Origin of the sequence: Planktothrix sp. FACHB-1365 (assembly GCF_014697575.1) — a bacterium.
Taxonomy (GTDB): Bacteria; Cyanobacteriota; Cyanobacteriia; order Cyanobacteriales; family Microcoleaceae; genus Planktothrix.
On record NZ_JACJSC010000010.1, the window covers coordinates 92,120 to 118,820 of the forward strand.

The window sequence follows — 26,701 nt, forward strand, 5'->3', positions numbered from 1 at the left end:
GAGTATATTCTAAACTTGAACCTCGCTGTAGGAAACTAATGTGGTCGGTATCGAGCAGATATTTCACAATTCTTGATTCCCTTGAACAAAGGGTTGATCAGCTTGACGAAAAGCTCGTCCATATTCTAAAGATTTTATAAAAGCTGCTTGCTCGGAAACTGAACCGATCAATTTTTCTAGCCAGTTTTCTGATGTAGACTGGCTCTGAGACTTGCCTTGAAGGTCAGCAACCGCTCGTTCAAGAGTTACTAGGCGTTGTTCAAGAGTCGTTTCATCTAACATTTTTCCTCCTGAGAATATTAGGGGTAATTTAGCTACTAACTAAGTTAGCAAAATATTAAGGTCGTGGGACACATTCATCGAAAATTTTGGGTAGAAACCCCGTCCTTATATGTCAGGGTCGCTATGAATAACAAGTGCTGCGGTTGTCATATCATTTATGCGGTAGCAGGAATCTTTTGATCTTAGCCCACAACTTGAAGTACGAATCTACTGTCCCTGTTGGGCTAACCAGATCTCTAAATCAGACAGATTAGAGAAATCCAATAATGCCTCCCCCAAGGATTCCAGTTGCATCAGCGATAAAGTATGAATTTGTATTCTCACGGACTCAGGCAGTTCTCCCACTTGTCGAGTCAATTGTCGCAGGATTAGCGATTTTGCTTCTTCTTCACGTCCCTCCTCTTTTGCCTCCTGGTACACCCGTGTTTGCTCAAGTGTGATTCCTAGCATTGCTTCAACCTCTTGCCGACTTAGATTTGTGAATTTATAGACCATTATCGTCGTTAGCATCTCCATGATGGCACGACTTGTTTCTGACGATAATTCCTGTCGTGAACGTGCTAACAAATTTCGAGCTTCTATGAACAACAATTCTGGCGATTGTTGGAATAATTGGTAAAATATGGGATCTCGTCGCATAGCCAGAATACTGGATCAGTTACATTAATTGTACTACAAAATAAGGATCAAGTATTGTAGACATTTGGTATAGTTTTTATTGAATTTTAAGTTAGTGTTTCTAATGCTAACAATCCTGCACCATAAGCAGGTTCATGACGCGGCGAGATAATTGTTGCTAAAGGTGCGATCGCATTAATTTCTGCTTCAAATTGACGGCGAAAATTCGCTAATCCTTTCCAAACTCCTCCCATAACCACAATTTCAAAGGAGTCTGTGGGTTCAAATAAATGGTTAATGGCGACTTCTGTAGCTAAGGCTAATTCATGGGCTGCATTTTTAATAATATTTTCAGCAATCGGATCACCGGAAGCTGCAACTTGATCCACAATTGGTGCTAAACTGGCAATATCTTTAACTCCCCATCCTTGACGGTAAACAACGGGAATTAATTCTTCAATGGAATTTAAGTTTAAAGCGTCTTGAAAGGCAGGAATTAGTTGGGTTGATTCTAATCGACCATCATAAGAACGTAACGCCGATTTTAACCCTTGAATCGCAATATCATAACCACTCCCTTCATCTCCTAACAGATACCCCCAACCCCCGACTCGTTTACTGATTCTTTGATGATTTTTTCCGAAGATATGAGAACCTGTTCCTGCGATGACAACAATACCAACAAAGTGACCTAAACCACCTACTAAGGCAATCACACTATCACTATTAATTATAATATTTTCTGGAGTTAATTTCCAGTCAATCGGTAATTCTGAGGAGGTTTGAATCTCTTCAATTAAATTGCGGATAACTTCAATATCTTCTGAACGACCAACCCCAGCTAATCCTAAACTAATCCCTTGAATCGGAACGAACCTTTCTAAGGCTAAAAAACTATGTTCAACCGCTTGTTTAATCGCTGAAATAATGGCTATTTTAGCAGCCTCAATGCCAATGGTTTGATAATTCGATGGCCCTGCTTGTCCGTGCCCTAATATTTTGCCATCAGCACTCATTAACACACAAACCGTTTTAGAACCGCCACCATCAATTCCTAATACATGAATCATGAAAGTTGTAATTTAAAAGGTCGAATAGGGTAAGCCAAGTGTTGGCTGTGTGGAACAGGCAAGATGCCTGTTCCACGAACCCGAAAGTTGAATTACAGATTAATTAACTTTTTAGCACGTTCTGCACGAGCTTCAGCAGATTCCATGACCTCGGATAATTTCTCAACGGCTTCACCCGGATAATTTTCTAAAATTCGGGTGGATAGAGAAATCCGATGGCGACCTTCATCTAAACTAATGACCATTGCTTTAATCATTTGACCAATCGGAAAAAGTTCTGCTAAAGATTCAACATATTTTTGACTGACTTCTTTAATATGAATTAGTCCCGTCACTCCTTCAATATCCACAAAAACACCGAAGGGTTTAACACCCATGACTTTTCCTTCTACCAGTTGACCGACTTCTAATTGACTAAAACCCAGGGATTGAGAGGCTAACCGTTGGGATAAAACAATTTTATTCCGTTCAACATCTAATTCTAAAATGGTGACGCTTAAGGATTGTTCAATTAACGATTCTAAATTGTCTTTTTCTAACAGATGCGATCGCGGAATAAACCCTCGTAAGGAATGAACTTCCACGGTAACACCCCCTCGATTTACTCCCGTGACTCTTGCTTGTAAAGATTGACCTTTATTTTGAATCTCAATCAGATCATCCCACACTTGTTTAATTTCTAATTGTCGGATAGAAAGTAATATTTGACCATCTGCATTTTGCTCCCGAATAATCAGAAAATCCCGTTCTTCTTTTAAGGGAAGAATTTCGGAAATATCTTCAACGTCTATAACGGAAATTTCTTTTTTGGGAATAAAGCCGGGAGATTTAGCACCTTTAATGTCAATGTATGCACCATCGCTGGTATATGAATCTACCTGACCCTTAACGATTTGCCCTTTATGTAAATCATAACTGTGTTGATCTAGGGCTTTGGCAAAATCATCAAGAGAAAAGGACGGGTTTTTAGTAGCCATAGCAAAAAGTAAAGAAAAACAAAAATTAATCTGTTAGGAACCTGCTTATAACGTTGCTTTCGTCTTCAACAACACGGCAATCCTTTGAGCATAACATAGTTGGACGGGTTGACTGTAATCAGTTATCAGTCATCAGTCATCAGTCATCAGTTATCAGTCATCAGTCATCAGTTATCCCTGCTCCCCCTGCTTCCCCCTGCTTCCCTAAGCTCTTAACTGCTGATCAAACAGTTCTTTAACCTGCATCCAGGAATCTTGGGCTGCTTCGGCGTTGTAGGTGCTACGTTGATCGCAGAAAAAGCCGTGATCAGCTTGATAGCGGAAAATTTTATGGGGAATTTGATAATCTTGCAGGGCTGTTTCGATTTGATCAACTTGTTCGTTGGGAATGAGGGGATCTTCTGTACCAAAAAAGCCATAGAGAACCCCCTTAATATCTTTTGTGCGAGTCAGGGTAGGCGCACCCCCACCCGGAGTCATTGTGGCTATTTCACCGCCATAGAAACAAGCTGTGGCTTGAATATCGGGTAAGGTAGCGGCTAAATAAACAACATGACCGCCAAAACAAAAGCCAATGGCACCGAATTTTGGGTTAAGGTTGGGGAGGGTTTTCAAATAGTTCAGGGTGGCTTGAATATCGCTTAATAGTTCTGGGGCGGTGGTTTTAGCTTTGTAGGTTCGACCTAATGTCATATCGGCTGGAGTATAACCGATTTCAAAACCGGACACTTGACGCTGATAAATGGCGGGTGCGATCGCAATATATCCTTCTTTGGCGATGCGTTCGGTGACATCTCGAATATGGGAATTTACCCCAAAAATTTCTTGAATGACCACAATACCTGGAAATTGACCCTCTGCGGTGGGTTCAGCCAGATAGGCATCAATCTGTAATTCTCCGTTAGGAACCTGAATTTGAGTGGCACGAATAGGTTGATTTGTCATAACTTTTCACGGCGTTATCAATAATTGTTAATCCTATACCCAGATATACCAAAATCAGGTAATATAGAAACTATTATTATCGTTATGTTAATAGCTTAATTACGAAATAATAACTCTAACATTGTAGTAATGGATCATCAAGACAGAGGGTTAAATCAGGATTAAATTATATTAAGGTTTAAAAATTGCTAGTGTTTGTTAATTTGATTTTAATTGCCTTGGAGATGTAAAGATGGTTCGATTTTATATTCAGCCGGATAGCGATATTCCCGCCTCTAACCAACTATTTAATCAAATTCGGTTTGCGATCGCATCTCGTCAATTTCCCCCTGGACACCGTTTACCCAGCACTCGTCAATTGGCGATGGAAACAGGATTACACCGCAACACTATTAGCAAAGTGTATCGACAGTTAGAAGAGCATGGCTTAGTTGACGCCCAGGCGGGATCAGGAATTTATGTCCGAGCATTAGGTCATGAAGGCGGATCTCGGTTAAATTCACCAATTTTAGACCAGTATCCCGAAGCTAATAAAATTATTCAACGCAGTTTAGATGAATTGCTATCTCAGGGATGCAGCTTAAATGAAGCCAGAGAAATGTTTTTAGGGGAAATTGATTGGAGATTACGGTGTAGTGCGAGAGTCCTGGTCACAGCCCCGACTCAAGATATTGGCATTGGACAATTAATGGCTCAAGAGTTAGAAGAAGCCTTAAAAATTCCAGTGCAGTTAGTACCCATTGAACAGTTAACCAATCTTTTAGAAAAAGTGCCATCGGGAACTGTTGTTACCAGTCGCTATTTTATTGGACAAGCTGAAGCGATCGCAGCCCCCAGATCCGTGCGAGTCATCCCCGTTGATATTTATAATTTTGCCAAAGAAATTGAATTAGTTCGAGATTTACCGAAAGGAACTTATTTAGGAATTGTCAGCCTCAGTTCCGGGTTATTACGCGCAACAGAAGTGATTATTCACAGTCTACGAGGAGAAGATATTTTGGTAATGACAGCCCAATTAACGGATAATTATAAAATTAATTCTATTATTCGCACAGCCCGGGTTGTTGTTTGTGATCAAGCCAGTTATGGCATAGTTAAAGATCTTGTTCATACCAACCGCGAGGAACTGATTCGTCAACCCCAATTAGTCTACTGTCCCAATTATATTGGCGCAGAGTCAATTAATTTACTGAAACGAGAGTTAGGTTTAAATTGACATCCTCTTCCTTGTTCTCTAGTCTCCTGCGATGAGCAACATTTGAGATAAAATTGAACCACTCATCAAACGATCCTATGGAACCATCGATTAATTTGAGACACGCGATTGAGCAACGTCGGGCTGTCAGGTCATTTGAACCGACCTTGATTCCTTCAGTAATTCTCTCAGAAATTTTACGTTTGGGAATGCGATCGCCCTCTGGATTTAACCTACAACCCTGGCGGTTTATTATTTTACGCAATCTCGATAGTAAAGAAAAGCTCCAGGCTTGTGCGTTTAATCAGCGTCAAGTAACAGAAGCCCCTGTTGTGTTAATTTGTTGTAGCGATCGCCGTGTTACAGAACCGGATTATATTGAATCGGTAATTCAACTCGGTCGAGATCAAGACGCGATTAACGATACCTATGCCGATCATATTCGTACCGCCATTTCCAATACCTTTGAGAAACATCCTTCCTTTGAAGGGATCGAAGCCTGGACAAACCGCCAAGCCATGTTAGCCGTTGCTCATATTATGATTGTGGCACAAGCCTACGGCGTCGATAGTTGTCCGATGGAGGGATTTATCGCCTCTCAAGTCAAAGCTGAATTTAATATCCCAGAAGAGGTTGATGTTTGTTGTCTCCTGGCTTTAGGATATGCAGCAAAACCTTTTAAAAAATATGGGGGAAGGTTTTCCGTTGAACAAGTCTGTTATGCAGAATCCTATGGGGAAGACTGGAAAAGTTAATTTTTAATCGATTTTCCAGAAGACCTTAATAAAATTTATCCCAAATTCAACCTCTAAAATTTCAAGTTGTAGAATCTTTCCTAGACTCCGGGCAAAATTATGAAAACAGCAATTTTAGAACCCAAGCAAAAACAACAAAACCTCGAACAAGAACAAGATCTGCAAAATTCTTCTGAGGGAGAAGCTAAAAATCCCTTTTTAGAAGAGGAAGAAAACGAACAGATCTTAGACGATAATCCGTTTGATCCCCAGGATTTAGAGAATTTAAGTTCATCTGCTGATTCAGAACCTTCAATTTCTGAAGAAACAGAAGAAGAACAAAAACACCCCCTGAGTCAACGATTTAATCCTGTTTTTCTCACTCAAGTTGCGGCGGTTTTAGTCGTAGTTTTTGGATGTGTTTATACAGTAACTCGCCCCTGTGTGATGGGAGAATGTCAGGAAGTTGATGCAGCCAGAGAGTTTAGTCAAAGATCTAAACAAACCATTGAAACGGTTAGTTCTGCTCAAGCTCCTATGATTGCTCAACAGGATTTACAATCAGGAATTAAACTCTTAAAAACCATTCCCTTTTGGTCGCCCCATTATCCTGAAGCGAAAGCCCTTTTATCGATTTATCAGAAAGAATCTAATGAGTTTAACGCGGTGGTTAAAGCTTTAAAAACCGCAGCCCAAGCTTCAGCCGTAAGTCAAAATCCTCCCCATCCCATCGAAGATTGGGTGAAAATGCAATCGTTATGGGAAGAAGCGATCGCCCTATTAGAACAAGTTCCGAGTGAAAGTATTGTTTATCCCTTTGCTCAAGCTCGATGGCAACAATATCGAGGGAATTTAGCCGAGGTCAGAGGTCGCTTAAAATTAGAACGGGATGGAGAACAAATTTTAACCACAGCTAAAAAAGCAGCCCAAGTGGCAGAGGCCCGACAAGGGGTGGCAAAATATGCAGACAGTTGGCAACAGGTGTTTGAGACTTGGCAAACGGCTGCTAATACCTTATCAACCATTCCCTATGGGACAACCGCTTACCAATCTGCACAGGTTTTATTAGCCCGGTATCAACCCAAATTAGAGCAAGCCCGCGATCGCAAAACCATTGAACAAGTGGGTTTAGAGGCTTATAATCAAGCGGTTAATAATGCCGAACAAGCTAAACTGTTAGAACAACGGGGGGCTTGGTCAGAGGCCGTTACCTATTGGAGTCGGGCGGTGAGTTATGGCAAACAAGTTCCAGCCAGTAGTTCTTATGCTGCTAAAATTAAACCGCTTTTAACTACCTATAATGATTCGTGGAAACGGGCCGATGTTCAAAATCGCGTTGCCTCTCGTTTAACTAAAGCGCGTCAAGATTTAAGTAAATTATGTAGTGGAAATCCCAAAGTTTGTAACTACAGTATCAATGAAAATGTAATCACAGTTCGTTTAACATCGGATTATGTGAATCAAATCCAATCTACGGCTAAAACCGCAGATCAAACGGGAGATTCTAAAAAACGTTCTGAAGCTGAAAATCATGTTCAAGTCCTGACAGTTGCTTTAGAAACGATTAGTCAAAATGCCCAAATTCCCCTAGAAGTTTATGGAGCGAATAACGAAAAAATGGCCACCCACATTCCGTTACCATAAACCCAATTACCCCTTAAAAAAACCCAGCTTCTCAAGGAAACTGGGTTTTTTGACAGGTTAAATTCAAGGGGAATTTAGAAGCGGAAGGTTGTCCGCAGAGTCCCCACAAAAATTGTGTCGTTGTTGCTATTGTGATCAGGATTGGTCACAACATAGAAACCGGGTGTAATCGAAACGTATTCGCTGAAGGGGAAGCGATAGAAACCTTCAATATGAATAGAAGTATCTTCATCTTCTAAAGCACTAATATCATGACTGGTAACTTTAGGAGGCATCCCCACAATTAAAGCACCACTATCTCCTTCACGTAGAAGATCGGGGAACCCTAACACCGCAGCCCAGTTGATAATCGTCGCATCGGCATTACCACCGCGTTTCTGATCAGCCCAAGTTGCCCCGAACCAGCCCCCGATGGAGAAACTGCGGGCCACTCTCCAGTTCATTTGGAAGCCTAAGTTATCAGTGGTTGTGGCATTTTCACCAAAGGGTTTATTGGCGATCCAACTTCCCGTACCGCCTGTGACGTATACGTTATCGTTGCTGAAGTAACGGTGGTTGTAATCTAAAGATAAAGCTAGATTACTCATCGGTGCAAAGACTAACTGCGCCATTGCACTGTAATTGCCATTGAATAGACCCTTACCTTCACTGGCACTAGAAGCAAAAGCGTCATCCGCCATATAGCCAACGTTCGCTTTAAAGGAATGGCTAAAGGCGTATTCCACACCTAATCCTGTACCTGAAGGGCCTTGGAAGGTTGTCGGGTTGAACCGTCCAAATCGGGAAATTGCGCCACTGGCATCATCCCCAAAAGGTGTCAGAACATCTTGAATATCATCTAAGGCTAACCCTTTGGCGCCGATCCAAACTAAACCTTTTCCTTCCGAGAAGGGGAAACGATAGGTGAGGTTATCTAAGGTAACGTTATTAGAGGAACCATCAATCGCAGTCCGAGCCATTAAGGTGTTGAAGAGATCATAATCACTCAACGTTGGTATTGATTGGGCTTGTAAACGGGTTCTGAGTAAATCTTGACCTGTGAAACTGGTATCAAAGTTTAAACGAGCGCGGTAGCCTAAATACGCTTGGGTGGGATCATCGCTATCATCAGCAAACTGACCCACGACATTGCGACTCGCCCGATTTCCTTCACCCTCGCCTGCCCAAAACACTGCTTCTCCCCGCAGTTTAGTGGTGGTGGAGAATTGATTGGCTTCAAGTTCTGCGCTACGAGCTTCTAATACAGCGACCCGTCCCCGTAAGCTGGCTAATTCGGCTGCAAACTCTTCCATTAGGCGTTGCAGTTTGGCCAAGTCTTCACGGGTGACTAAATCTTTTGTAGAGGCATTAATCAGTTCATTGATCCGCTCTAAACAGGCATTGACCCCGGCTGCAAATTCAAAACGAGTTAAAGCCCGATTTCCTTTGAAGGTGCCATCAGGATATCCGGCAATACAACCGTAGCGTTCTACTAAGGATTGTAGAGCTTGGAAGGCCCAAGCTGTGGGTTCGACGTCAGACAGTTGGGATACGGATGTGACTTGAGCTTGACGTTTGCTGCCTCTTCCCTCACGTCCATACTGATTCAGTTGTTGCATCACCTCGGCATTCGTGACCGTATCGGCTTGAGGTGCTGCGTCGAGATCCGCCATGGGAATTTCCGCGTTAGCAGGAGTTTCGATGCCTCTACTTGGCCCAACTCCAGCATGAGGATTCACGGGAACCTGAGCTAACTGTTGTGGTGGGGTGAGGGTCAATGTGTCCAGAGGAGTCACAGAGACTTGCTCACTAATTTTTAACTCGGTTTGGGTGGGCTCCAGGGCGGTTTCTGCCGAGACAGGTGCTTCGGTTGCTGCTGCAATTGCACTGGGTTGAGCCTCAGTCACGGGTAACTCGGCAAATGCTGCTGTTGGAGCGACTAGACTCGCTCCTAGGACGGCAGGACTGAGTAGCCATGCTTTCAGTAGTATTTTCGACACTCTATTTGCTCCTCACACGGGTCTAGGTTTGATAAATTTTATCAAGTCTGCCCCCATTCTACCTGAATTTTTTCCAGGCGACTCAATGGATTCAGAACTTGATGGCAGTTCTAGCAATACCCATTCAGAGAGTATCACTATTCTGTCAATCGTCAAGAGTTACAGAGTTAATGACTGACGGTTAACGGTTAGCCTCCAATTCTATTGAGTCAGACGGCGAATTTTGCCATAAGCAACATAGGATTTGCCATCGGAAGACTCCCGAACTTCATCAACTACATAGAGTACGCCTTCAGCGCGAATATCACGGGGAAAGCGAATATTATAATTAGGATTATAACCATCGGAAACGACTCGCGCCCGAAGTTTACTGCCTTCTTTCACACATTGAATAATCACGCCATTTCCGACGGTATCTGTGGTTTCTAAATCAGCAAAGGATTTAGGGGCTTTAGCGGCTTGTAAATTAGTCGTTTTTGGGGTTTTCTGTGTTCCAGCTTTACGTTCTTCTCCGGGTTTGACTAACCGTTTAATGGTTCCCGAAGCTCGATAAAAATCTCCATTGGCGGAAAGTTTAATTTCTTCGACAATATAAGTAACTCCTTCTTCTCGAAGATGGCGGGGAAACTGCACATTAAACTCTGGATTATACCCGTCTGAAATGACTCGAACTCTTAATTTTCCGCCCTGTCGGATACATTCAACTAATACCCCTTGTTCAAAACTGGAAACGGCCTCTAAACTATCAGCATCTCCGGCTGCAATTCCTCGTAAATTTAAGTCTTCTCGGTTGCGAGTTCGGGTTTGATAGGATTGATCTCGCATTTCTTTCCGGCTGACGGAATCAAAATTTTGGGTTTCAATCCGTTGAGCATAATATTCTAATTGTTCAATTTCTTCAGCAATTTCAAAGATTTCGTTTAAGAGTTTTTGTTGAATGTCTTGAATCGCAGATCGTAAGGTTTCCGCCGCTTTTTGATACTCTCCTTTATCGGTTAAGGCGATCGCTTGTTCTTTAACTTGAGCAATTCTCAATTTACTGGTTTGTTCAAAAACGGATTGATCGGGTTGAACTTGTTGAGCGTCTGCTTCAGAACCAATATTAATGGTAATGGGTAATTCTCCCGAAAGCTGCTCAATACTGTCATTAACAAGGGTTTGGTATTGATAATGAATCGAGATCAGTGGGAGTTGACCGATAGTATTTTGAGCCGGAATTACTAATTGTACGGCTAACTGTTTGGCTTCTATTTCATAAACATCCCCGACAAAAATTTCTAAGCCTTTTTCAGTGGAAGTTGTTCGATAATTATTTAAGATTTCTCGGAGTTCAATCGAGGATTCGGGGTGTAATGTTACGGTTAAATTTTGGCCGACTACGGAGGTTAAACTTTCTAATTCAATCCGAAACACATCCGTGGCTTCATCGGGAGATTGAATAAAATAAAAATTTCCTCCCGCCGCCTTAGCCATCCCCATCAATAAATCTTCATTAAAATAGGTTCCAAATCCCAATGTAGTTGTGATAATACCCTGTTCTGATTGTTTATGAGCCGTTTTTGTCAAGATTTGAGGATCGGTAATTCCCTCATTGGCTTGTCCATCAGTTAATAATAAAACCCGGTTTAAATATTCACGATTAAGACAAGATTTCACTTGTTCGCAGCCTAATAACCAACCCCCACTTAAATTGGTACAACCTCCGGCTTTAATTTTGCCCAGGATTTTACAAATTTCCGATGGATTTTTAACGGGTTGAGGAGGTAAAATTAAATCAGCATTATCATCATAAATGACAACAGAAACAATATCTTGATCTGTTAAGGATTCAACTAACTTTTGGGCGGCTTGAATAGCATAACGCAACGGTTGGCCCGCCATTGAACCTGAACGATCAATGACTAAACTTAAATTTAACGGTCGTCGAGAAGAAACAATTGCTGTTTTTTCTCCATTAAAATTTAGAATTAAATCAACAGTAGCAGCCGTATTCGTCGCAATTAATGAATGAGAAAGCGAATAGTTAACCTGAATCATAATTTAAACTCCTAAAGATCAGCCAAAACTTCAAAATTTATCAAAAGCTGTCATCACAAGTGTGATCGGGTTAACATAGCCTATCTCCCAATTGCTCTGGTTTCTATTGTGCCCAGTCAAGGTTCAAATCCCTCAAAATTTAAGATTTGCTTTTTTTGGCTCGGTTTTGGGGACTTTCCCTGAAGATAATTAACAAAACTTCACATTTTTAAGGAGGGTTCTCATTCCATCACCCCTGAAATCTGATAGAATCTCCTTATCATGCTTGACTTTAGGCCATTAGCGAAACCTTAGCTAATCGCTAAAAAGTCAAAGATCAGTTTTTTGGGTCTTGGGTCTTGGGAACCCCAACTTCTGCTCGGGGAGGAAATTTAAGACCCGTAAAGACAAAAATACGATCACAATAAAAAGATGACAGACGTTTAAAAAATTTTAGGAGGAAAATCTATGGATTTCGATTTTCGGATTCTCATTGTTCTGTTACCCTTGCTGGCTGCGGCGGGATGGGCTTTCTATAATATTGGTGCTATCGCCCTCAGACAAGTTCAAGGCTTTTTAAATAAAAGTTAAATATTAACTCTTAAGCGATGCTTTACCCTATCCTGGAATTCTACGGGATAGGGTTTTTCTTGGCTTTAAAAGGGTTCAAATTAACGTTAAGATCAGCTAATTTTTAAAGTTTTCTCTAGGGGGAAAAAATAACAATTTGATTTTTCATTCCAAGCCACGATCAGCTGCTTTTTTTGTTATCTTGACACTCCCCGCTCTGAAGAGACGGGGATTCTACATTCTACGTCAGAATTTGCTCAACCAGGGTAGCCCCAAGAAGAGTAGAGACTCCAACTCCTGTAGCGTTACTTCGGGATTGCCCATCCCTAGTTTGTTTGGCCAGATTGAGAATATTTTTTGCAGCATTTGTATCTCTATGCAACTCACATCCACAATTACAAATATGGGTGCGGGTTGATAGAGATTTTTTCACAATCACCCCACAATTAGAACATTTTTGCGAAGTGAAATGGGGTGGAACCGGAATTGCTAATTTATCAAACTTAGCTGCAAAATATTCTATCCATTGCCGGAACAAATACCAACTAGCATCGCTAATTGATTTAGCGCGCGCAGTGGTTTTTAACCAGATTTCTAACACTTAAATCTTCATAGGCTACTACATCGTTTGATGTGCATACGTTACTCGCTAGTCTTTTAGCGTGTTCATTCCGTTGCCTGCTTACTTTTAAGTGTTTTTTGCTGTAAACTTTTCTAGCTCTCCGTCTACCTGATGAACCCTTAACCTTTTTATAGATTTGTCTCTGAGATTTTTTAATAGACGTTTCCGCCTTTCTCAAAAACTGGGGATTGGGTTCTTGATGTCCGTTAGAGTCTGTGTAAAATGACTCAATTCCAACATCTAATCCGATTTCATTCCCGGTTCTAGGTTGAACATCGGTAACGGTAATACCCAGACAAAACTGGCAGTAATAGCCATCGGCACGACGAATCAATCGCACCCGTTTGATGTCTTTAAGATTGTAGGTATGGAGATCCCATTTCCCCAGTAATTTAAGATTGCCAATCCCGTTTTTATCGGTAAAGGTGACTTGCCTTTTGGTTGGGTGTAACTTCCATCCTGTTGTTTTATATTCAACAGAACGACAGTCTTTTTGAAATTTGGGATATCCTTTTTTACCCGAAATCTTTTTCTTACAATTGTCGTAAAAACGACTAATGGCAGTCCATCCCCGCTCTGCTGCGGATTGGACTGCCATTGAATTTAGATCGTTAACAAAAGAGAATTCCTTTCTAAGAGTAGTGGAATATTTGTTTAAGGCAAACTTGTCGATTTTCAACTCTCTGGAATTATCCATCCAGTATCTAATTGCTTTATTGCGAATGAATTGAGTTGTACGAATGGCTTGATCAATCGCTTTGAATTGCTCAAGTTTGCCTTTAACTTTGTATTCTAAAACTATCATGAAATTCTCGTGTTTTCGACCTGTTTCTATGTTAACATAAATTAGGAAAATATTCACGCTTGGTTAAAACCCCTTGGGTCGATTTTCATCTGTTGTCTGTTGGCGTAGCCTGCCGTAAGGCATAGACACGCTCGTTTTCAATCTCCCAGACTTGTATCATAATATTTTTTAAGTCTTGATTCTCAATATGTCCATCACCGTTACGGTTAAACTCTTTGCAGCCTTTCAAGAAGCCTACAGTGTTTCCGAATTAGTGTTACACCTTCCGCCTCAAACACCTGTATCTGCAATTTTAGACCACTGTATTCAGGAGCATCCTGAACTGGAGAAATGGCGAAATCTAACGCAATTTGGCATTAACTTAGAATTTGCCAGTGCTGAGACACCTCTAAAAAATGGAGATGAAGTTGTTTTAATTCCCCCGGTTAGTGGCGGTTAATTTTAAGGGAATTAAGAGGATTCACCGCTATTGATTTGTTGGAATTAATGAAGAGCGCTCTCCCCCTTTCAGTTCAACAGAGCGCTCAGTCCCCAAAATTTCATCACAATAGTATATTATCACACCTGTTTTAAAAACGAAACCCCTATTAGGCATAAAATTTTATACCCTACATTCTCATTGGGAATCGATATTTCTCCAAAACCGTAAATTCTACACAGGTTGAACACAATAACGGGCACGTCCTTGTTGTTTGGCTTGGTATAAGACTTGATCAGCAGCCTCAATTAACACAGAGAAAGACGTTAAAGGAGAGGGAAGGGTACAAGCCACCCCTAAACTTAAAGTTAACCACTGACTTATTGTTGATTTATCGTGGGGTATTTCTAGTTGTAAAACCGCCGCTTGAATGTGTTGTGCGACATGAATCGCTCCATCCTGATTCGTATTGGGTAAAATAATGGCAAATTCTTCTCCACCATAACGAGCGACTAAATCCGCAGGGCGTCGTAACGTATTCTCAATTGCTTGAGCAACTTGTTTCAAACAACTATCTCCGGCCGGATGTCCGTAGTAATCATTATATTGTTTGAAATAGTCAATATCACACATAATTAAAGCTAAAGAACCTTGTTCTCGTTGTAAGCGTTGCCATTCCTGTTCCAAATATTCATCAAAGCGGCGACGGTTGGCGACTTGAGTTAAACCATCAACGGTGGCTTGGCGTTTTAATTGTTGGTTAGCAACTTGTAATTCTTGATAAAGTTCAGATTGTTGAATCGCGATCGCTAATTGATCAGCAATGGCACAAGTTAACTCGATTTCCGATTCTTTCCAGCCCCTTAAATGTTGATGTTTAAGTAACCCCAAACAGCCCCAAACTTGAGAACCCACCCGCAAAGGAATCGGCAACCAAGTTCCAGAAATTCCGGTTAAATGTTGAATTTCTTGAGAATTTGGAACAGTTAGATCTTCAGTTTCTAAGTGATTGAGTTGCTGAATAGGGGAAAGAATTGCAGGAGTTGTATTGCGATCATAACTATAGGAAGCCACCTCTTTCCATTGTTCTTCTTGGGGAAGATGTTGTAAAATACAAGCGCGATCCACCCGTAATAAGGTGACAATTTCAGCAACAGCCGTGGAAAAAATAGTATCTAAATCCAAGGATTGACGAATAAATTGAATCACATGATTTAACGTTTGAGCACGACGAGCTTGATATTGAGTTTGTTGATAAAGTTGACTTTGTTGTAAGGCAATTCCAACTTGTTCGGAAATTTGTCGCAGTAACGTCGCTTCCCACTGTAACCAATGGCGTAAGCCATGATTTTGACAAATCATTAAGAGTCCCCAAAGTTGATTTTGTTCAAATAAAGGAACCATAATTGCCGAACAAATTCCCCAATATTTTAAGACCTTTAACATTCCTGAATGAATCGGATCATGATTAATATCATTAATCACTCGCATCCGACCTTGATTAAAATTTTCATAGCATTCCAGAGGAATTAAAGGGGTTTCAGATTGTCGGTTTCTCAAGAATTTTAACGATTCATCGGGTTCGGTTTCAGCAATAATTTTACCTCGCCGATCTGGAAAAATTCGATAAATTAAAACCTGATCACATTCGAGTAACTGTTGCACTTCTTTAACCGTTGCATTTAAAATATCATCTAAATTCAAGGATTGACGAATTTGATGGGTAATTTCCCAAATTAAATGTTCTTGAACAATCAGTTGACACAATGCTTTTTCGGCGCGTTTGAGGGGTGTAATATCTTGAAACGTCGATAAAAATAACCGATGTTGCTGATCTTGCATCATCACCGTTGATAACAGTAAGGTTTTTAACTGCCCATTTTTTGCTTGAATTGTCGTTTCTAAATTAAAAATTGAACCCGTTGCAATCACTTTTTTTAATCGGTCTTGTGCCTTTTGATAACCTTCAGGCGTTGGATATAATAAAGCCAGAAAATCGGAATGAGATTGAGCTTCTTCTAAGGTATATCCGGTAATTTCTGTCATTTGAGGATTAAACAGATAAAAATTCCCCTGTTCATCACTAAGCATAATTCCATTGCCCACAGTTTCAATCACTGTTTTTAACCGATTTTGTGTTGTTAAAAGTTGCATTTCAGCTTCTTTGCGATCAGTAATATCAACGAAATAACCCACAATTTCTAAGGGATTTCCGCGCCCATCTTTAATCAATCGCATTTCTAACCGTAACCAACGCCAATGACCTTGAGCGTGTAAAAAACGAGCTTCATGAATATAGGTTCCAGTTGTTAACACCTGAATAAAAGCATCCTGCCATTGAGATTTTTCTTCCTCTGGAACATAGTCGTGCCAAATATTTTCTTCCTTTAAAAAAGTAGTAACTTCATATCCTAAAAGCGTATATACATTGTCACTAATAAATGTAATTTGATAGTGGGGTTGGGGTTGACAACTAAAAATCACCGCCGGACTACTGCGAAGTAATTGTTTAAGGCGTTCACTCACTTGATAAAGTTCCGATGTCATTTGTTGACGACGTTGGAGTTCTTCTTGTAACCCATCATTCGCCTGAGTTAATTCGGCTGTCCATTGTAATAAAGAAAGTTGTAGTTGTTCATTAGATTGTTGAGATTGTTGAATGAAAGTTTGGGTGGGTTGATCTTCTGTAATATCTACGATTGTACTCAGCAGTAATGTTTTACCATCGGTCAATTGTCCGAAGGTCAGGGAACTCCATTCCCAAATTCTCAGATAGCCTTGATGATTTGTAATCAGATAATCTCGGCGACGTTCAGGTAAACGAGATCCCCCGACTAAATTTTTAGTGCTGGGGAGAGGTTCTGGGTTCGTTAACCGTTCGCTCCAGGCTGAAATGGTGGGTAATTGAGCCACTGTATAGCCTGTAATTTCTGCCCAACTCTGATTAATTTCAATGACTTCGCCATCTTTGGTGTGTAGCATCATTGGATAGGGGGCAGATAAAAGAGCTTGATAAAGCTTTTCTTGGGGTTGGGAAGTGTCATTTTCCCCCGGTGGTAAGTTCTGTTTTAGTTCCAGAGGGTTTGAGTCTTCAGCTTGAGAATGGCCGTAGGACATATAATTAACGTGATGGATGATCCACCCAATAAAGATTAGAAACAAAACCCAATTCGTCAGATTTTGGATCATCTCTTGAGGTTCACGACTGTAGAGGGGATAATGGAACCCTAAAAAGATTAATCCTCGTAGGAATAACCCCATTAAAAATATTCTGGGTAAAAACTGTTGGAGGATTTGACAGGCGAGTTGATACACACCCTGAAATTTAAGCCAAAATAGTGTAAATTTCTGAAAAACAAATGAAGAGTTTTGATACCATAGCCATAAACTGATTCCCGCTAAAACCAGACAAAAGGCCCTATCAAGTTGAATATTGAAAAAATCTCGTAAGACAATATTCAAAACCGAACTGTTCAAATACAAACCTAACAGCACACTTAGCACTAAACTGATTAAGTCTAAACCCATTGACCGGGAAAAACGCTCAAAATCCGTCTTTTTCTTCTCAAAAAAAGATTGTTGTAGATGAGTTTTGAGTTGCCAAGAGTGATGGCTTCCATTCTGATTCATATTGACAATTCCAGTTTTTGAGATGGCTATCAATTTTAACCTCAATCTTTCGGTATTTCCCTCTATCTATAGCTAAGAAAACTGGCTTATACAGAAAAAAAAGATTTTAAGATGAGGATTTAAACGATCCTAGATCATAAAAAATTTTCGAGATAAACCTATTAGTTTACTCAAAAAAATATCTGTCGGAAACAGTGATATTACGGAACTTTAAGCGTTGTACAGATTAGGCTTGATACGGTACTGGTACAAAAATACTGATGAATTCCCCTATTTCTTTAGATAGAGGTGATTCTTGAATCAATATCACTTCTTAATTCCCTGGATGGTTAGAAATGTTTTATCCTATAAGAGCATGGTAACACTATCGGATTGTGACTCTGGGCTAATTTAATGACATATCATGTAATCTATGACGGGAATTGCAACTTATGTGTTACCTTGGTGCAACTGTTAGAAATTTTAGATCAAGGACACCAGTTTACCTATATTCCTATGCAGGATGAGCAAGGGTTAAGCCATTTTGCCATTACTCCCGGCGAGTGTAACTTAGGTATGATTTTAATTGATGGGAATCAACCTAATCACCGTTGGCAAGGAAGTGACGCGGCGGAAGAAATTGGCAGACTTTTACCCGCAGGAGGAATTTTTGTCGCAACTTATCGAGCCTTACCTGGGTTAAAATGGATCGGCGATCGCCTTTATGAACAAGTTCGGGATCATCGATATTTATTATTTGGTAAACGCTCAACTCCTTATCAGTCTACTTATCCCAGTTGTTGTACAAAGGGTAAATGTAATCTTTAACACCAAATTCTGGCTGAACTATTTGAGGTGGGGTTTCTCCACCTTTATTATTTTAATAGCACATCTCGCTTAATTCTAATTAATTGATAACCGCCTTGATTTTCTAAAACTTGATATTCCGAAGAATTTAATCCTAATTTGGCAATTTCTTTAGGTTTTGTAATCATTAAAATGGTATCAATGGGACGATTTAAAGGAAATAATTCTAATAATCGTTGTTTAATATCGTAGGTCATGAAATAGATCCGGCGTTGGGTATAAAATACCAAACTGGGTTTAAAGACACCAATGGTAATCAGGGGTTCATTGGGTTGATGAACTTGTTGAACTCGTAAGGATAATTGTCGCAGAGGTAAGTGTCTTTGAGTATCTAATAATTGACCCACTGGTAAGGCAACTAAACTCATAAATGCTAAAAATCCTAGAACATTTCCGATCCAAACTGTTCGTCTCCATCGAGGTTGAAAAAGGCAATAAACAGTAATTCCACTGGCGATTAACCAGATGATTCCTGATATTATGGGTAAATGACTGGTTTGTAATAATTGATCAAAATTAGGAGTATCTTCTCCCACCAGTTTCGGACTTAAAAAACTGGCAATTGCTAATATTAATAATATTAAAACATTGACAATACCTGTTATTAAAAAAGGCAGAGATATTTTAGTTTGATTTGACTCAATATTATTCTGTTGATTTCCCCATAAACTGATTAAAATTACTCCGGCGGGAATACAAGGTAAAACATAACTGGGTAGTTTGGTTGCAGATACACTAAAAAAAGCGAAAATAATCACAAACCAAAATAAAGCAAATACACCTAACTGTTGAGAACGATCTTGAGAACGCCACTCTTGAAGTTGCCAAAATTTGACTTGATAAATTGCTATCGGTAAATAGACAGACCAAGGTAATAACGCTACTAAAATTACAGGGAAATAATAAAACCAAGGGCCAGGATGATTACTAACCACACTGGTAAATCGTTCTAAATTATGATGTCCAAAAAATGTGTCTAAATAAGCTTGACCATTGGCAAGGGTGACTAAAATAAACCAGGGAACTGCTATGATGATAAAAATTAAAATTCCGGGTAATAACTGCATTTCCCAAATCACCCTTTGCCATTGTTGGGTATAAATTAAAAAGGCACCAATAATCAAAATCGGAAATACAATTCCAATCGGCCCCTTGGCTAAAACGGCTAAAGCAGAAAAGGTATAAAATGTAAAATACCAAGCTTTTTGTTGGCGAGTTTGGGGTTGAGCATAACCTAAGAAAAATGCTAATAATGAAATCGTTAAACAACTGGCTAAAAGCATATCGGAAACCCCCGTGCGTCCCCAAGCAATCCAAGCCGGATTTAACACCATCATTGCCATTCCCCACCAGGCTCCAATCCACTGTTGACGCAGGGTAGAAGGTTTAATTTCCCCTAGTAAAGAGGCTTGCTTTCCAAAATAACGCAGGGTATAAAATACCAAAAAAGTCGATAAAATTGCGGTTATAGCTGACGGTAATCGTGCCCCCCATTCATTGACTCCTACAGCTTGAAAAGCCATCACCATTAACCAATAAATTAAGGGCGGTTTATCAAAGCGAGTTTCCCCATTCCAATAGGGCGTAATCCAATCGCCAGTGAGGTGCATTTGTCGGGCGGCTTCAACAAACATCGGTTCGGTTTTATCGATTAACCCAATATCGCCTAAATGACTTAAAAATGCGATCGCACTCAGGCATAATAATCCTAGAATGGTTATTCCCCAAAGGACTTTGGGATAATTTTCCCAGGATTTCCAGATGGTTTTAAAAGATTGATTAAATAACATGGGTTGACGGTTGACTATTTCCTAATTTTATGATGTTCACGCGATATTTTTAACCACGCCAAGCTCAGGGTTAAACTAATATAGCCTAAACCATACCCAGCGAGAATATCACTCGGCCAATGACATCTTAAATAAACACTACTAAAGCCAATAATCAGTACCCAGAGGGTAGCAAATCCATAGATATAGGGTGTTGATTTGGGATAACGTTCTGCGAGGAGATAAGCTATATAAAAATAAAACAAAACATTCCCTGTCGCATGACCACTGGGAAAGCTTCTTCCGACAGATTCAACTAATCGATCTGGGGGACGACTGCGAGAAATTAGCGGTTTCAGGATATCATCGACTACAATTAAAATACCCAAGGTGGAAAACGCTAAAACTTTGGCTTCAATCCAATAGCGTTTCCAAACGAGTAACCCTAGGGTTAAAGCAATAATAACGGCTGTTCCTTTAACCCCGGTTAATAAATAAAAAAACCGAAAAACATCATCCCAACTCTGAGGAAAGATTTGATGGGGGACTTGAATTAAAATTTGATCTAGTAATAAATCTTCTTTAAAATTAAATCGAACAGAAAGTAAGATAAAAGGAACTAAAATTACCAGACAAATCCAAGCTTGCTGTTGAGAAATGGCTTTTTTAAACGAAATAAATCGACGATTGAAAGTTAAACGCATTATCTCCCACGTTTACTAATCCGTAGTTGAGTGAGTTTTAATTATACAATATGTGATCCCAATCCGGTGAATGTTCTCAAACCAAAAGTTAAAAAAGTTATTTAGGTTTTTGAGTCATGCCCTAATCAGAATTAGAATATTGAATCAGGACTTCATGAGGATCAAAGAGTCAATGTTAGATACCCTTGACCTGACGCTATCGCTGGATAAAGAAAGCTATAAAACTCAGATAGAAGCTTTAATGAAGGAGTTGCGATCGCTTCAACAAACCTGCCGAGATAAAAAATTACCGATTATTATTGTATTAGAAGGATGGGCAGCGGCGGGCAAGGGCGGACTCGTGAAGAAAATGGTGGGATACATGGATCCAAGGGGGTTTACAGTTCATCCCATCTGGCCCCCAACCCATGAAGAATCCCGTTATCCGTTTCTGTGGCGGTTTTGGCAAAAATTACCTCCTCAAGGCACTATTGGCATTTTTTATCATAGTTGGTATACCCATCTTTTAGAAGATCGGTTGTTTGGGCGACTGGAAGCACCGGACGTCCCCATGGCCATGCGACAAATTAACGCCTTTGAACGTCAGCTTGTCGATGATGGGGCGGTGATGGCGAAATTTTGGATACATTTGAGTAAAAAAGAACTGAAAAAACGTCTAAAAACAGCTTCAGAAGATGAGTTAGAAGCTTGGCGGGTGCGTCCTGAAGATTGGAAACAGGCTAAAAATTATGATACCTATAGCACCCTAGCAGAAGAAATGGTGATTCATACCGGGACAGGTTCAGCCCCTTGGATATTAGTCGAAGGAGACTGTAAACGCTGGGCCAGGGTAAAGGTATTATCAACAATGGTGGCCTCCATTAAAGAAGCCTTAGACCGTTTGTATATTCAGTTACCTCCCGCCTTTACAACGCCCCAAGACCGTTTACAACCCACAGAACCTAACCCCCTAGCTACGGTTAATCTGAATGCCGCCTTATCCTCGGAAAACTACAAAATCCAGTTACGTCAACAACAAGTTAATTTAAGTCAATTGCAACAAACTCTTCATCACCAACAAATTCCCGTTTTAGCTTTATTTGAAGGTTGGGATGCGGCGGGTAAAGGAGGAGCAATTAAACGATTAACTGATATTTTAGATCCCCGTAGTTATGAAGTAAATACCTTTGCTGCACCGACGGACGAAGAAAAAGCCCATCATTATTTATGGCGGTTTTGGCGTTGGTTACCTCCGGGGGGAAAATTAGGAGTATTTGACCGCAGTTGGTATGGTCGAGTATTAGTAGAACGAGTCGAAGGCTTTGCGACTGAATTAGAATGGCGACGAGCTTATCAAGAAATTAATGAATTTGAAGAACAGTTAACCAGTGCGGGCTATGTGTTAGTTAAATTTTGGTTACATATTGATCAAGAAGAACAATTAAAACGTTTTCAGGAACGGAAAGACAACCCCTATAAATTACATAAACTTACGGAAGAAGATTGGCGCAACCGTGAAAAATGGCCGTTGTATGAAGTAGCCGCTAATCAAATGATTCAACGCACCCATACACCCCATAGCCCTTGGACATTAGTGGCCGCTAATAATAAATATTATGCCCGTGTGAAAGTCATTGAAACTGTTGTTGAGGCAATTCGCCGTCGGTTAAAACAGGATTAATTTCCGAAAGATTTTTGACACTCCCCCGTTAACTGATGACGAGGGAGAATGTTAAATTGGAACTTGTAATCCGTAGGACTATAGCAATCCTAAATGATTTATGAAAAAGTTCTGTAGGGGTTTGGAAACCAAACCCTCTTTACGCTCAACCTGTGTTCTAATAAGGATTGATTCAAGTTAAGCGGTATTATTATAAAAATTCCTCTAATGCTATGTTTATTATCCTGACTCAACTTTTATTTCTGTTACTGGTAGGAGCCATTGCATTTAAAGTCTGGCAAATTTTGGGAGGTAAGGATAATAGCTTAATTAGTCGGTTGTTATTCATCCTGGTTTTAGTCTTAATTGTTTCTGCCTTGATTTCACCCGATAGTCAAGTCGGTTTAGTGGTATTAGGAATTTTATCAATTTTTTTTCGTCCCTTGGGATTATCAATTTTACTTTTATTAATTGCCTCTATTTTTATTAAAAATGGTAAAATCGATAAACCAGGGCCGACCTTAATTTTAGTCGCTTTATTAATTTTAATTGTAGCCAGTACCCCCGTCTTTGCGAATTGGCTGGCTCAACAAGTGGAAAAAGTTGCCTTAAAAACCGTACAAACCGATTTATGTTGTGGAGAACGGGCGGGGGCTATTGTTTTATTAGGACGGGGAACCACAGAACCCAAATTACCCTATCGCAAGCAAATTCAATTAACAGATACAGGCGATCGCATTCCCTACGCAGCCCAACTTTTTCGACAAGATCGAGGGCCGTTTATTATTGTCAGTGCAGGGCCTCGTCAGGAGTTAATTAATCCGATCATTGAAGCTAATGATATTAAACAACTTTTAATTTATATGGGAATTCCCGCAGAACGAATTCTACTCGAATCTCATGGAGGAACCACTTATAATAATGCTGTTGAAATTTATCAAATTATGCAGAAACATCATTTAGGTCGAACGATTATTCTCGTCACATCTGCCTTAGAAATGCGTCGGGCGAGTTTAACCTTTGCCAGAGTTGGGTTTAAAGTTATTCCCGCCCCCACCAATTTTTATACCTTTATTCATCAGAAAAAATATGTTCGTCATATTACTGGGGCAGATTTCGCGCCCAGTGCAGAAGCCTTATTATTAACAACACGGGTTTTAGATGAATATTTCTTAACCTTCTATTATTTTATTCGCGGTTGGTTAGCTCCCAGTATTTAAAACCGAGCATATTGAACGCGATCAAGAGCAGAACTCGGCTGTGAGGCTGGACTGGAAGATGAACCTAACCCGACGGAATTTCCTACCATTGCTACTAAGAAAAAGAGGAGCAGAAATAAAAATCCTAGAGTTTCCCAATCGGAATTTTTCTCAGGTTTTGGTTTCTGTTCCTCTTTAACGGATTTAACATCCACTTTAACTTCTATCTTTTTCCCCTGTAAAGGGCCATGCAGTTTAATACTGTTGCAGGTAATTTGATCCGCGATATGATCTTGATTAGACATGGTGCTTTCCTGAATTGTTAGTCTTAGAGCAATTCGCTAATCAACTACAACTCGGTTCACCTGAATTCGGGATCAAAATCCTAACCTAAACCCCCTTGAACGCCCATTCCCAATTCTGGGCTAAAAAAACAATCCACTTTAAGGTTTAGGGGCGGGTGCTTTCGGAATTTCTGTTAACCCCAGAACCGGGCTAAAAACCGTCCCAACCTAGGAGAACAGAAAACAGGATTAACTATTCATTGCGGAATTTAGAGAGGAAATTGCGAAGTTGTTCCCCCGCAACATCTCGTCCCCCTAAACCAAAGGCGATCGCAATTGCTACCGCAACAGCCCCTAACAACAAACCAAAGGCTAAATTGACAATATCGCTGGCAATTCCCATTTGTTGTAACGCCATTGCACCGACAAAGATAATAATCGCAATTCGAGCCGCTTGGGCTAAAAGACTAGATTGACGAGTTCCCGAACTCTCGATTAAATCATGAGCTAAATTGGCAAAATACAAACCAATGGCAAATACAATAATACCAATCAAAACTTTACCCGCAATCACGATAATTTGATTGAGAATTAAAGTTAAGGCGGCTAACCCTAAAATATCCGTTGCGGTGACGGCCGCAAACAACATAATCCCCACTAACACAATAATTCCGGCTAATTCAGACGGTGTGTTTTGGGGTAAGCGGGTAGAAACCGGAGAAACGGTGGGTTCCGTTGGAATGGTTTCTTCCGTAATAATACGTTCTTCAACCAGAGGAGTTTGGGAAGAATGAATCCCTAACCAGCGAAAGATATTATCAAACCCAATACTGGTTAGAATATTCGTGACTAAATCCGCTACAAAACGCCCAATCAAATAAGCAACAATTAAAACTGAAATTGCTAAAAAGATTTGGGGTAAGGCGTTAAAGATTTCCGTCAACATTAAAATAGCTGGCCCCGAAATCGCCTCAACCTTCAGAGTTTGTAAGGCAGAAATTGCCGTCGGAATCAGAATTAAAATGTAGACAATCAATCCAATCAGGGATGATAATCTTTGATTCCCTGTAAGCCGATTTAAACCTAAACGACTGCCAAATTGATCAATGCCAACCGCCGCCAAAAGATTGGTGACAATTCGACTTACCACTTGAGCGACTAACCAACCCGCACCTGCAATGACTAAAGCCGCAACAATATTCGGGAGAATCGAAAGGATTTGATAGAGCATTTGTTGGACGGGCTCTAATAATCCTTGTAACTGAAGCGTGCTGAGAATCGCAGGCAAAAATAACAGAATGATGAACCAATACAGAGCATTTCCTAAAGTTTCACTCAGGGAAAATTGATCCGTAGCTGCATCATTCACTTGTTGATTTAAGCGTTCATCAAGGCGAAAGGCTCGGAACACTCGAATTAATAAAGTTCGGGCAATGGTTGCTAAAATCCAAGCAATAGCAATTAAAATTGCCGCCCCAAACAGTCGGGGTAAATAGTTGGTAACTTGGTTCAGTAAACTGGTTAAGGGTGTCGATGCTGCGGTTAGCTGAAGCTTATCTAAAAACGCAACAATTGCAAAGATAAAAATAATCCAGAATATGGTACTCCCCAACCAATCTTCTACCGGAAGTTTATCTTCTGGTGCCGTTGAACCCGAAACCCAAGCGGCAATTCGGTTATCTAAGTCTGTTTTTTTAAACAGGCTTTTCACTAAAGATTGAGCAAATAAGGCGATGAGGTAGCCAACCAATAAAATCCCACAAGCTAAAGCAATATCCACTACGGAAGTTTGACCTAACTTTAGGTTATTTAAGTCTAAGGGAACCGCTAGGGGATTGTCCTGAGCCAAATAAAGCGGGGATAAGGAAGATAATTCCGTTCCCAAGGGTGCTATTCGGTAAAATGTTCCATTCATAATAGTTCCAGTTACTTATTGGATGTCCAAACATCGGCAAGGTTGTGATTCTCCCGACCTTTCTGTAGAGTTGAACGGTTGTCAATTCCTAAAGTGGAGGTTTTTGGTCTCACAGGAACATAAACCGTTCTTCGCAAAGTCCTGGCTCTCCTGTTTTAACAAGGGTGCATCTTAAAGTCTGGTTATAATAGCGGAAAACAGGGGAAAATATGAACATTCTTAGGGGTTTTCCACTTATTCCCTCGTTAATAGCGTGGCTTTTTCACGTTTAACATGAAAAAAATCTGCCTATAGCTTGAAGGTTATCATGCCATCTCGTCAAGTTTTTGAACAATCCATTTTAATTCGGGCCAGTGCAACGGTTGTAGAACGATGTTTTACCGAGTTGGAACTCATGCACCAATGGTTGAATCCTATGTTACGTTGTGAACCGATTGACATCTGGGATACAAATGTAGGCGGTCGTTGTCGATTTGTGATTAAACTTCCTTTATTACAACCAACGTTAAAAACGGTGGTTTTAGAACGGGAACCGGGGTTAATTGTTTGGGGATTTGAAGGGTATTTTCAAGGCTGCGATCGCTGGGAATGTGTCCCAGAAATTGCTGGAACTTGCTTATTAAATCGATTTGAATTTGAAATTCCTAATCCTCTGATTGAATTCGGGTTTAATCGTTTCGCGGCTGCTCTTACAAAATCAGACATGGAAGCTCAATTAAGACGTTTAAAACAAGTCGCTGAACGAGTTAAGAATTGATAACTGATGATGCGGATACTTGATGATGCGGATACTTGATGATGCGGATACTTGATAACTGAAAAGAGGAATTTTAATCGTTG

At 40.3% G+C, this 26,701-nt stretch carries 21 protein-coding genes and 1 pseudogene; 9 read left to right on the forward strand and 13 right to left on the reverse strand.

Going from position 1 to position 26,701, the window contains the following annotated elements:
* Positions 1-63 precede the first annotated feature (63 nt).
* The 5 genes from H6G57_RS13780 to H6G57_RS13800 form a co-directional block, all read right to left on the reverse strand.
* Positions 64-282 (reverse strand): transferase hexapeptide repeat containing protein, encoded by a 219-nt coding sequence (locus tag H6G57_RS13780; protein WP_190519428.1) that lies wholly within the window; start codon positions 280-282, stop codon positions 64-66.
* A 207-nt stretch (positions 283-489) separates the two neighbouring features.
* Complete coding sequence (locus H6G57_RS13785) at positions 490-921, reverse strand: DUF4351 domain-containing protein (RefSeq protein ID WP_190519430.1); 432 nt, start codon at positions 919-921, stop codon at positions 490-492.
* A gap of 86 nt (positions 922-1,007) precedes the next feature.
* Positions 1,008-1,970, reverse strand: a complete 963-nt coding sequence (locus H6G57_RS13790; RefSeq protein ID WP_190519432.1) for an N-acetylglucosamine kinase — start codon at positions 1,968-1,970, stop codon at positions 1,008-1,010.
* A gap of 92 nt (positions 1,971-2,062) precedes the next feature.
* On the reverse strand, positions 2,063-2,947 hold the full coding sequence (locus H6G57_RS13795) for a S1 RNA-binding domain-containing protein (protein WP_190519433.1): 885 nt from the start codon (positions 2,945-2,947) through the stop codon (positions 2,063-2,065).
* A gap of 204 nt (positions 2,948-3,151) precedes the next feature.
* Positions 3,152-3,892: a dienelactone hydrolase family protein gene (locus tag H6G57_RS13800; RefSeq protein ID WP_190519435.1), complete on the reverse strand. Its 741-nt coding sequence runs from the start codon at positions 3,890-3,892 to the stop codon at positions 3,152-3,154.
* A 232-nt stretch (positions 3,893-4,124) separates the two neighbouring features.
* On the opposite strand from H6G57_RS13800, the gene H6G57_RS13805 reads away from it, so the two are divergent.
* The 3 genes from H6G57_RS13805 to H6G57_RS13815 all read left to right on the forward strand — a co-directional run bounded on the left by H6G57_RS13805 (position 4,125) and on the right by H6G57_RS13815 (position 7,465).
* Complete coding sequence (locus tag H6G57_RS13805; RefSeq protein ID WP_190519437.1) at positions 4,125-5,108, forward strand: GntR family transcriptional regulator; 984 nt, start codon at positions 4,125-4,127, stop codon at positions 5,106-5,108.
* Positions 5,109-5,185: 77 nt separating this feature from the next.
* The gene (locus H6G57_RS13810; protein ID WP_190519439.1) at positions 5,186-5,842 is read left to right on the forward strand and encodes a nitroreductase family protein; all 657 of its coding nucleotides are present in this window, start codon (positions 5,186-5,188) and stop codon (positions 5,840-5,842) included.
* Positions 5,843-5,941: 99 nt separating this feature from the next.
* The gene (locus H6G57_RS13815) at positions 5,942-7,465 is read left to right on the forward strand and encodes a hypothetical protein (RefSeq protein ID WP_190519441.1); all 1,524 of its coding nucleotides are present in this window, start codon (positions 5,942-5,944) and stop codon (positions 7,463-7,465) included.
* A 74-nt stretch (positions 7,466-7,539) separates the two neighbouring features.
* Here the strand turns inward: H6G57_RS13815 and H6G57_RS13820 are convergent, their stop codons facing one another.
* Together H6G57_RS13820 and H6G57_RS13825 are read right to left on the reverse strand one after the other, a co-directional pair.
* Positions 7,540-9,444, reverse strand: coding sequence for an iron uptake porin (locus H6G57_RS13820; RefSeq protein WP_190519443.1), 1,905 nt, complete (start codon positions 9,442-9,444; stop codon positions 7,540-7,542).
* 201 nt (positions 9,445-9,645) lie between these two features.
* Positions 9,646-11,481 carry a VWA domain-containing protein gene (locus H6G57_RS13825; protein ID WP_199314291.1) on the reverse strand — a complete coding sequence of 612 codons (1,836 nt, stop codon included), beginning with the start codon at positions 11,479-11,481 and terminating at the stop codon, positions 9,646-9,648.
* 447 nt (positions 11,482-11,928) lie between these two features.
* Here H6G57_RS13825 and H6G57_RS13830 point away from each other — a divergent pair, with 447 nt between their 5' ends.
* Positions 11,929-12,051, forward strand: a complete 123-nt coding sequence (locus H6G57_RS13830) for a photosystem II protein Y (RefSeq protein WP_190519445.1) — start codon at positions 11,929-11,931, stop codon at positions 12,049-12,051.
* A 220-nt stretch (positions 12,052-12,271) separates the two neighbouring features.
* Here H6G57_RS13830 and H6G57_RS13835 read toward each other — a convergent pair.
* Positions 12,272-13,457, reverse strand: a pseudogene (locus H6G57_RS13835) (RNA-guided endonuclease InsQ/TnpB family protein).
* Positions 13,458-13,644: 187 nt separating this feature from the next.
* Between H6G57_RS13835 and H6G57_RS13840 the strand changes: the two are divergent.
* Entirely contained in the window at positions 13,645-13,896 is a 252-nt protein-coding gene (locus H6G57_RS13840) for a MoaD/ThiS family protein (protein ID WP_072719487.1), read from the forward strand.
* A gap of 213 nt (positions 13,897-14,109) precedes the next feature.
* On the opposite strand, the gene H6G57_RS13845 is transcribed toward H6G57_RS13840, so the two are convergent.
* Positions 14,110-17,505 (reverse strand): diguanylate cyclase domain-containing protein, encoded by a 3,396-nt coding sequence (locus H6G57_RS13845; protein ID WP_190519446.1) that lies wholly within the window; start codon positions 17,503-17,505, stop codon positions 14,110-14,112.
* 393 nt (positions 17,506-17,898) lie between these two features.
* Between H6G57_RS13845 and H6G57_RS13850 the strand changes: the two genes are divergently transcribed.
* Positions 17,899-18,312 carry a thiol-disulfide oxidoreductase DCC family protein gene (locus tag H6G57_RS13850; RefSeq protein ID WP_072719485.1) on the forward strand — a complete coding sequence of 138 codons (414 nt, stop codon included), beginning with the start codon at positions 17,899-17,901 and terminating at the stop codon, positions 18,310-18,312.
* 47 nt (positions 18,313-18,359) lie between these two features.
* Here the strand turns inward: H6G57_RS13850 and H6G57_RS13855 are convergent, their stop codons facing one another.
* Both H6G57_RS13855 and H6G57_RS13860 read right to left on the reverse strand, forming a co-directional pair.
* Positions 18,360-20,141, reverse strand: a complete 1,782-nt coding sequence (locus H6G57_RS13855; RefSeq protein WP_190519447.1) for a glycosyltransferase family 39 protein — start codon at positions 20,139-20,141, stop codon at positions 18,360-18,362.
* Between the two features lie 14 nt (positions 20,142-20,155).
* The gene (locus H6G57_RS13860) at positions 20,156-20,824 is read right to left on the reverse strand and encodes a phosphatase PAP2 family protein (protein WP_190519448.1); all 669 of its coding nucleotides are present in this window, start codon (positions 20,822-20,824) and stop codon (positions 20,156-20,158) included.
* A gap of 172 nt (positions 20,825-20,996) precedes the next feature.
* Here H6G57_RS13860 and pap point away from each other — a divergent pair, with 172 nt between their 5' ends.
* On the forward strand, positions 20,997-22,484 hold the full coding sequence (gene pap, locus H6G57_RS13865; protein ID WP_190519450.1) for a polyphosphate:AMP phosphotransferase: 1,488 nt from the start codon (positions 20,997-20,999) through the stop codon (positions 22,482-22,484).
* 212 nt (positions 22,485-22,696) lie between these two features.
* Positions 22,697-23,683, forward strand: coding sequence for a YdcF family protein (locus H6G57_RS13870; protein ID WP_190519452.1), 987 nt, complete (start codon positions 22,697-22,699; stop codon positions 23,681-23,683).
* Here H6G57_RS13870 and H6G57_RS13875 read toward each other — a convergent pair.
* Positions 23,680-23,967: a hypothetical protein gene (locus H6G57_RS13875; RefSeq protein WP_190519454.1), complete on the reverse strand. Its 288-nt coding sequence runs from the start codon at positions 23,965-23,967 to the stop codon at positions 23,680-23,682. The two genes, H6G57_RS13870 and H6G57_RS13875, sit on opposite strands and share 4 nt — an antisense overlap.
* A gap of 232 nt (positions 23,968-24,199) precedes the next feature.
* Positions 24,200-25,861 carry a mechanosensitive ion channel gene (locus H6G57_RS13880; RefSeq protein WP_190519456.1) on the reverse strand — a complete coding sequence of 554 codons (1,662 nt, stop codon included), beginning with the start codon at positions 25,859-25,861 and terminating at the stop codon, positions 24,200-24,202.
* A gap of 307 nt (positions 25,862-26,168) precedes the next feature.
* Here H6G57_RS13880 and H6G57_RS13885 point away from each other — a divergent pair, with 307 nt between their 5' ends.
* Positions 26,169-26,618, forward strand: coding sequence for an SRPBCC family protein (locus H6G57_RS13885; protein ID WP_190519457.1), 450 nt, complete (start codon positions 26,169-26,171; stop codon positions 26,616-26,618).
* Positions 26,619-26,701 lie beyond the last annotated feature (83 nt).

What these genes read in the sequence shown, in the direction of transcription:
- H6G57_RS13780 (WP_190519428.1), bottom strand. Translation starts at nt 282, where the DNA reads ATGTTAGATGAAACGACTCTTGAACAACGCCTAGTAACTCTTGAACGA.
- H6G57_RS13785 (WP_190519430.1), bottom strand. Translation starts at nt 921, where the DNA reads ATGCGACGAGATCCCATATTTTACCAATTATTCCAACAATCGCCAGAA.
- H6G57_RS13790 (WP_190519432.1), bottom strand. Translation starts at nt 1,970, where the DNA reads ATGATTCATGTATTAGGAATTGATGGTGGCGGTTCTAAAACGGTTTGT.
- H6G57_RS13795 (WP_190519433.1), bottom strand. Translation starts at nt 2,947, where the DNA reads ATGGCTACTAAAAACCCGTCCTTTTCTCTTGATGATTTTGCCAAAGCC.
- H6G57_RS13800 (WP_190519435.1), bottom strand. Translation starts at nt 3,892, where the DNA reads ATGACAAATCAACCTATTCGTGCCACTCAAATTCAGGTTCCTAACGGA.
- H6G57_RS13805 (WP_190519437.1), top strand. Translation starts at nt 4,125, where the DNA reads ATGGTTCGATTTTATATTCAGCCGGATAGCGATATTCCCGCCTCTAAC.
- H6G57_RS13810 (WP_190519439.1), top strand. Translation starts at nt 5,186, where the DNA reads ATGGAACCATCGATTAATTTGAGACACGCGATTGAGCAACGTCGGGCT.
- H6G57_RS13815 (WP_190519441.1), top strand. Translation starts at nt 5,942, where the DNA reads ATGAAAACAGCAATTTTAGAACCCAAGCAAAAACAACAAAACCTCGAA.
- H6G57_RS13825 (WP_199314291.1), bottom strand. Translation starts at nt 11,481, where the DNA reads ATGATTCAGGTTAACTATTCGCTTTCTCATTCATTAATTGCGACGAAT.
- H6G57_RS13830 (WP_190519445.1), top strand. Translation starts at nt 11,929, where the DNA reads ATGGATTTCGATTTTCGGATTCTCATTGTTCTGTTACCCTTGCTGGCT.
- H6G57_RS13840 (WP_072719487.1), top strand. Translation starts at nt 13,645, where the DNA reads ATGTCCATCACCGTTACGGTTAAACTCTTTGCAGCCTTTCAAGAAGCC.
- H6G57_RS13845 (WP_190519446.1), bottom strand. Translation starts at nt 17,505, where the DNA reads ATGAATCAGAATGGAAGCCATCACTCTTGGCAACTCAAAACTCATCTA.
- H6G57_RS13850 (WP_072719485.1), top strand. Translation starts at nt 17,899, where the DNA reads ATGACATATCATGTAATCTATGACGGGAATTGCAACTTATGTGTTACC.
- H6G57_RS13855 (WP_190519447.1), bottom strand. Translation starts at nt 20,141, where the DNA reads ATGTTATTTAATCAATCTTTTAAAACCATCTGGAAATCCTGGGAAAAT.
- H6G57_RS13860 (WP_190519448.1), bottom strand. Translation starts at nt 20,824, where the DNA reads ATGCGTTTAACTTTCAATCGTCGATTTATTTCGTTTAAAAAAGCCATT.
- pap (WP_190519450.1), top strand. Translation starts at nt 20,997, where the DNA reads ATGTTAGATACCCTTGACCTGACGCTATCGCTGGATAAAGAAAGCTAT.
- H6G57_RS13870 (WP_190519452.1), top strand. Translation starts at nt 22,697, where the DNA reads ATGTTTATTATCCTGACTCAACTTTTATTTCTGTTACTGGTAGGAGCC.
- H6G57_RS13875 (WP_190519454.1), bottom strand. Translation starts at nt 23,967, where the DNA reads ATGTCTAATCAAGATCATATCGCGGATCAAATTACCTGCAACAGTATT.
- H6G57_RS13880 (WP_190519456.1), bottom strand. Translation starts at nt 25,861, where the DNA reads ATGAATGGAACATTTTACCGAATAGCACCCTTGGGAACGGAATTATCT.
- H6G57_RS13885 (WP_190519457.1), top strand. Translation starts at nt 26,169, where the DNA reads ATGCCATCTCGTCAAGTTTTTGAACAATCCATTTTAATTCGGGCCAGT.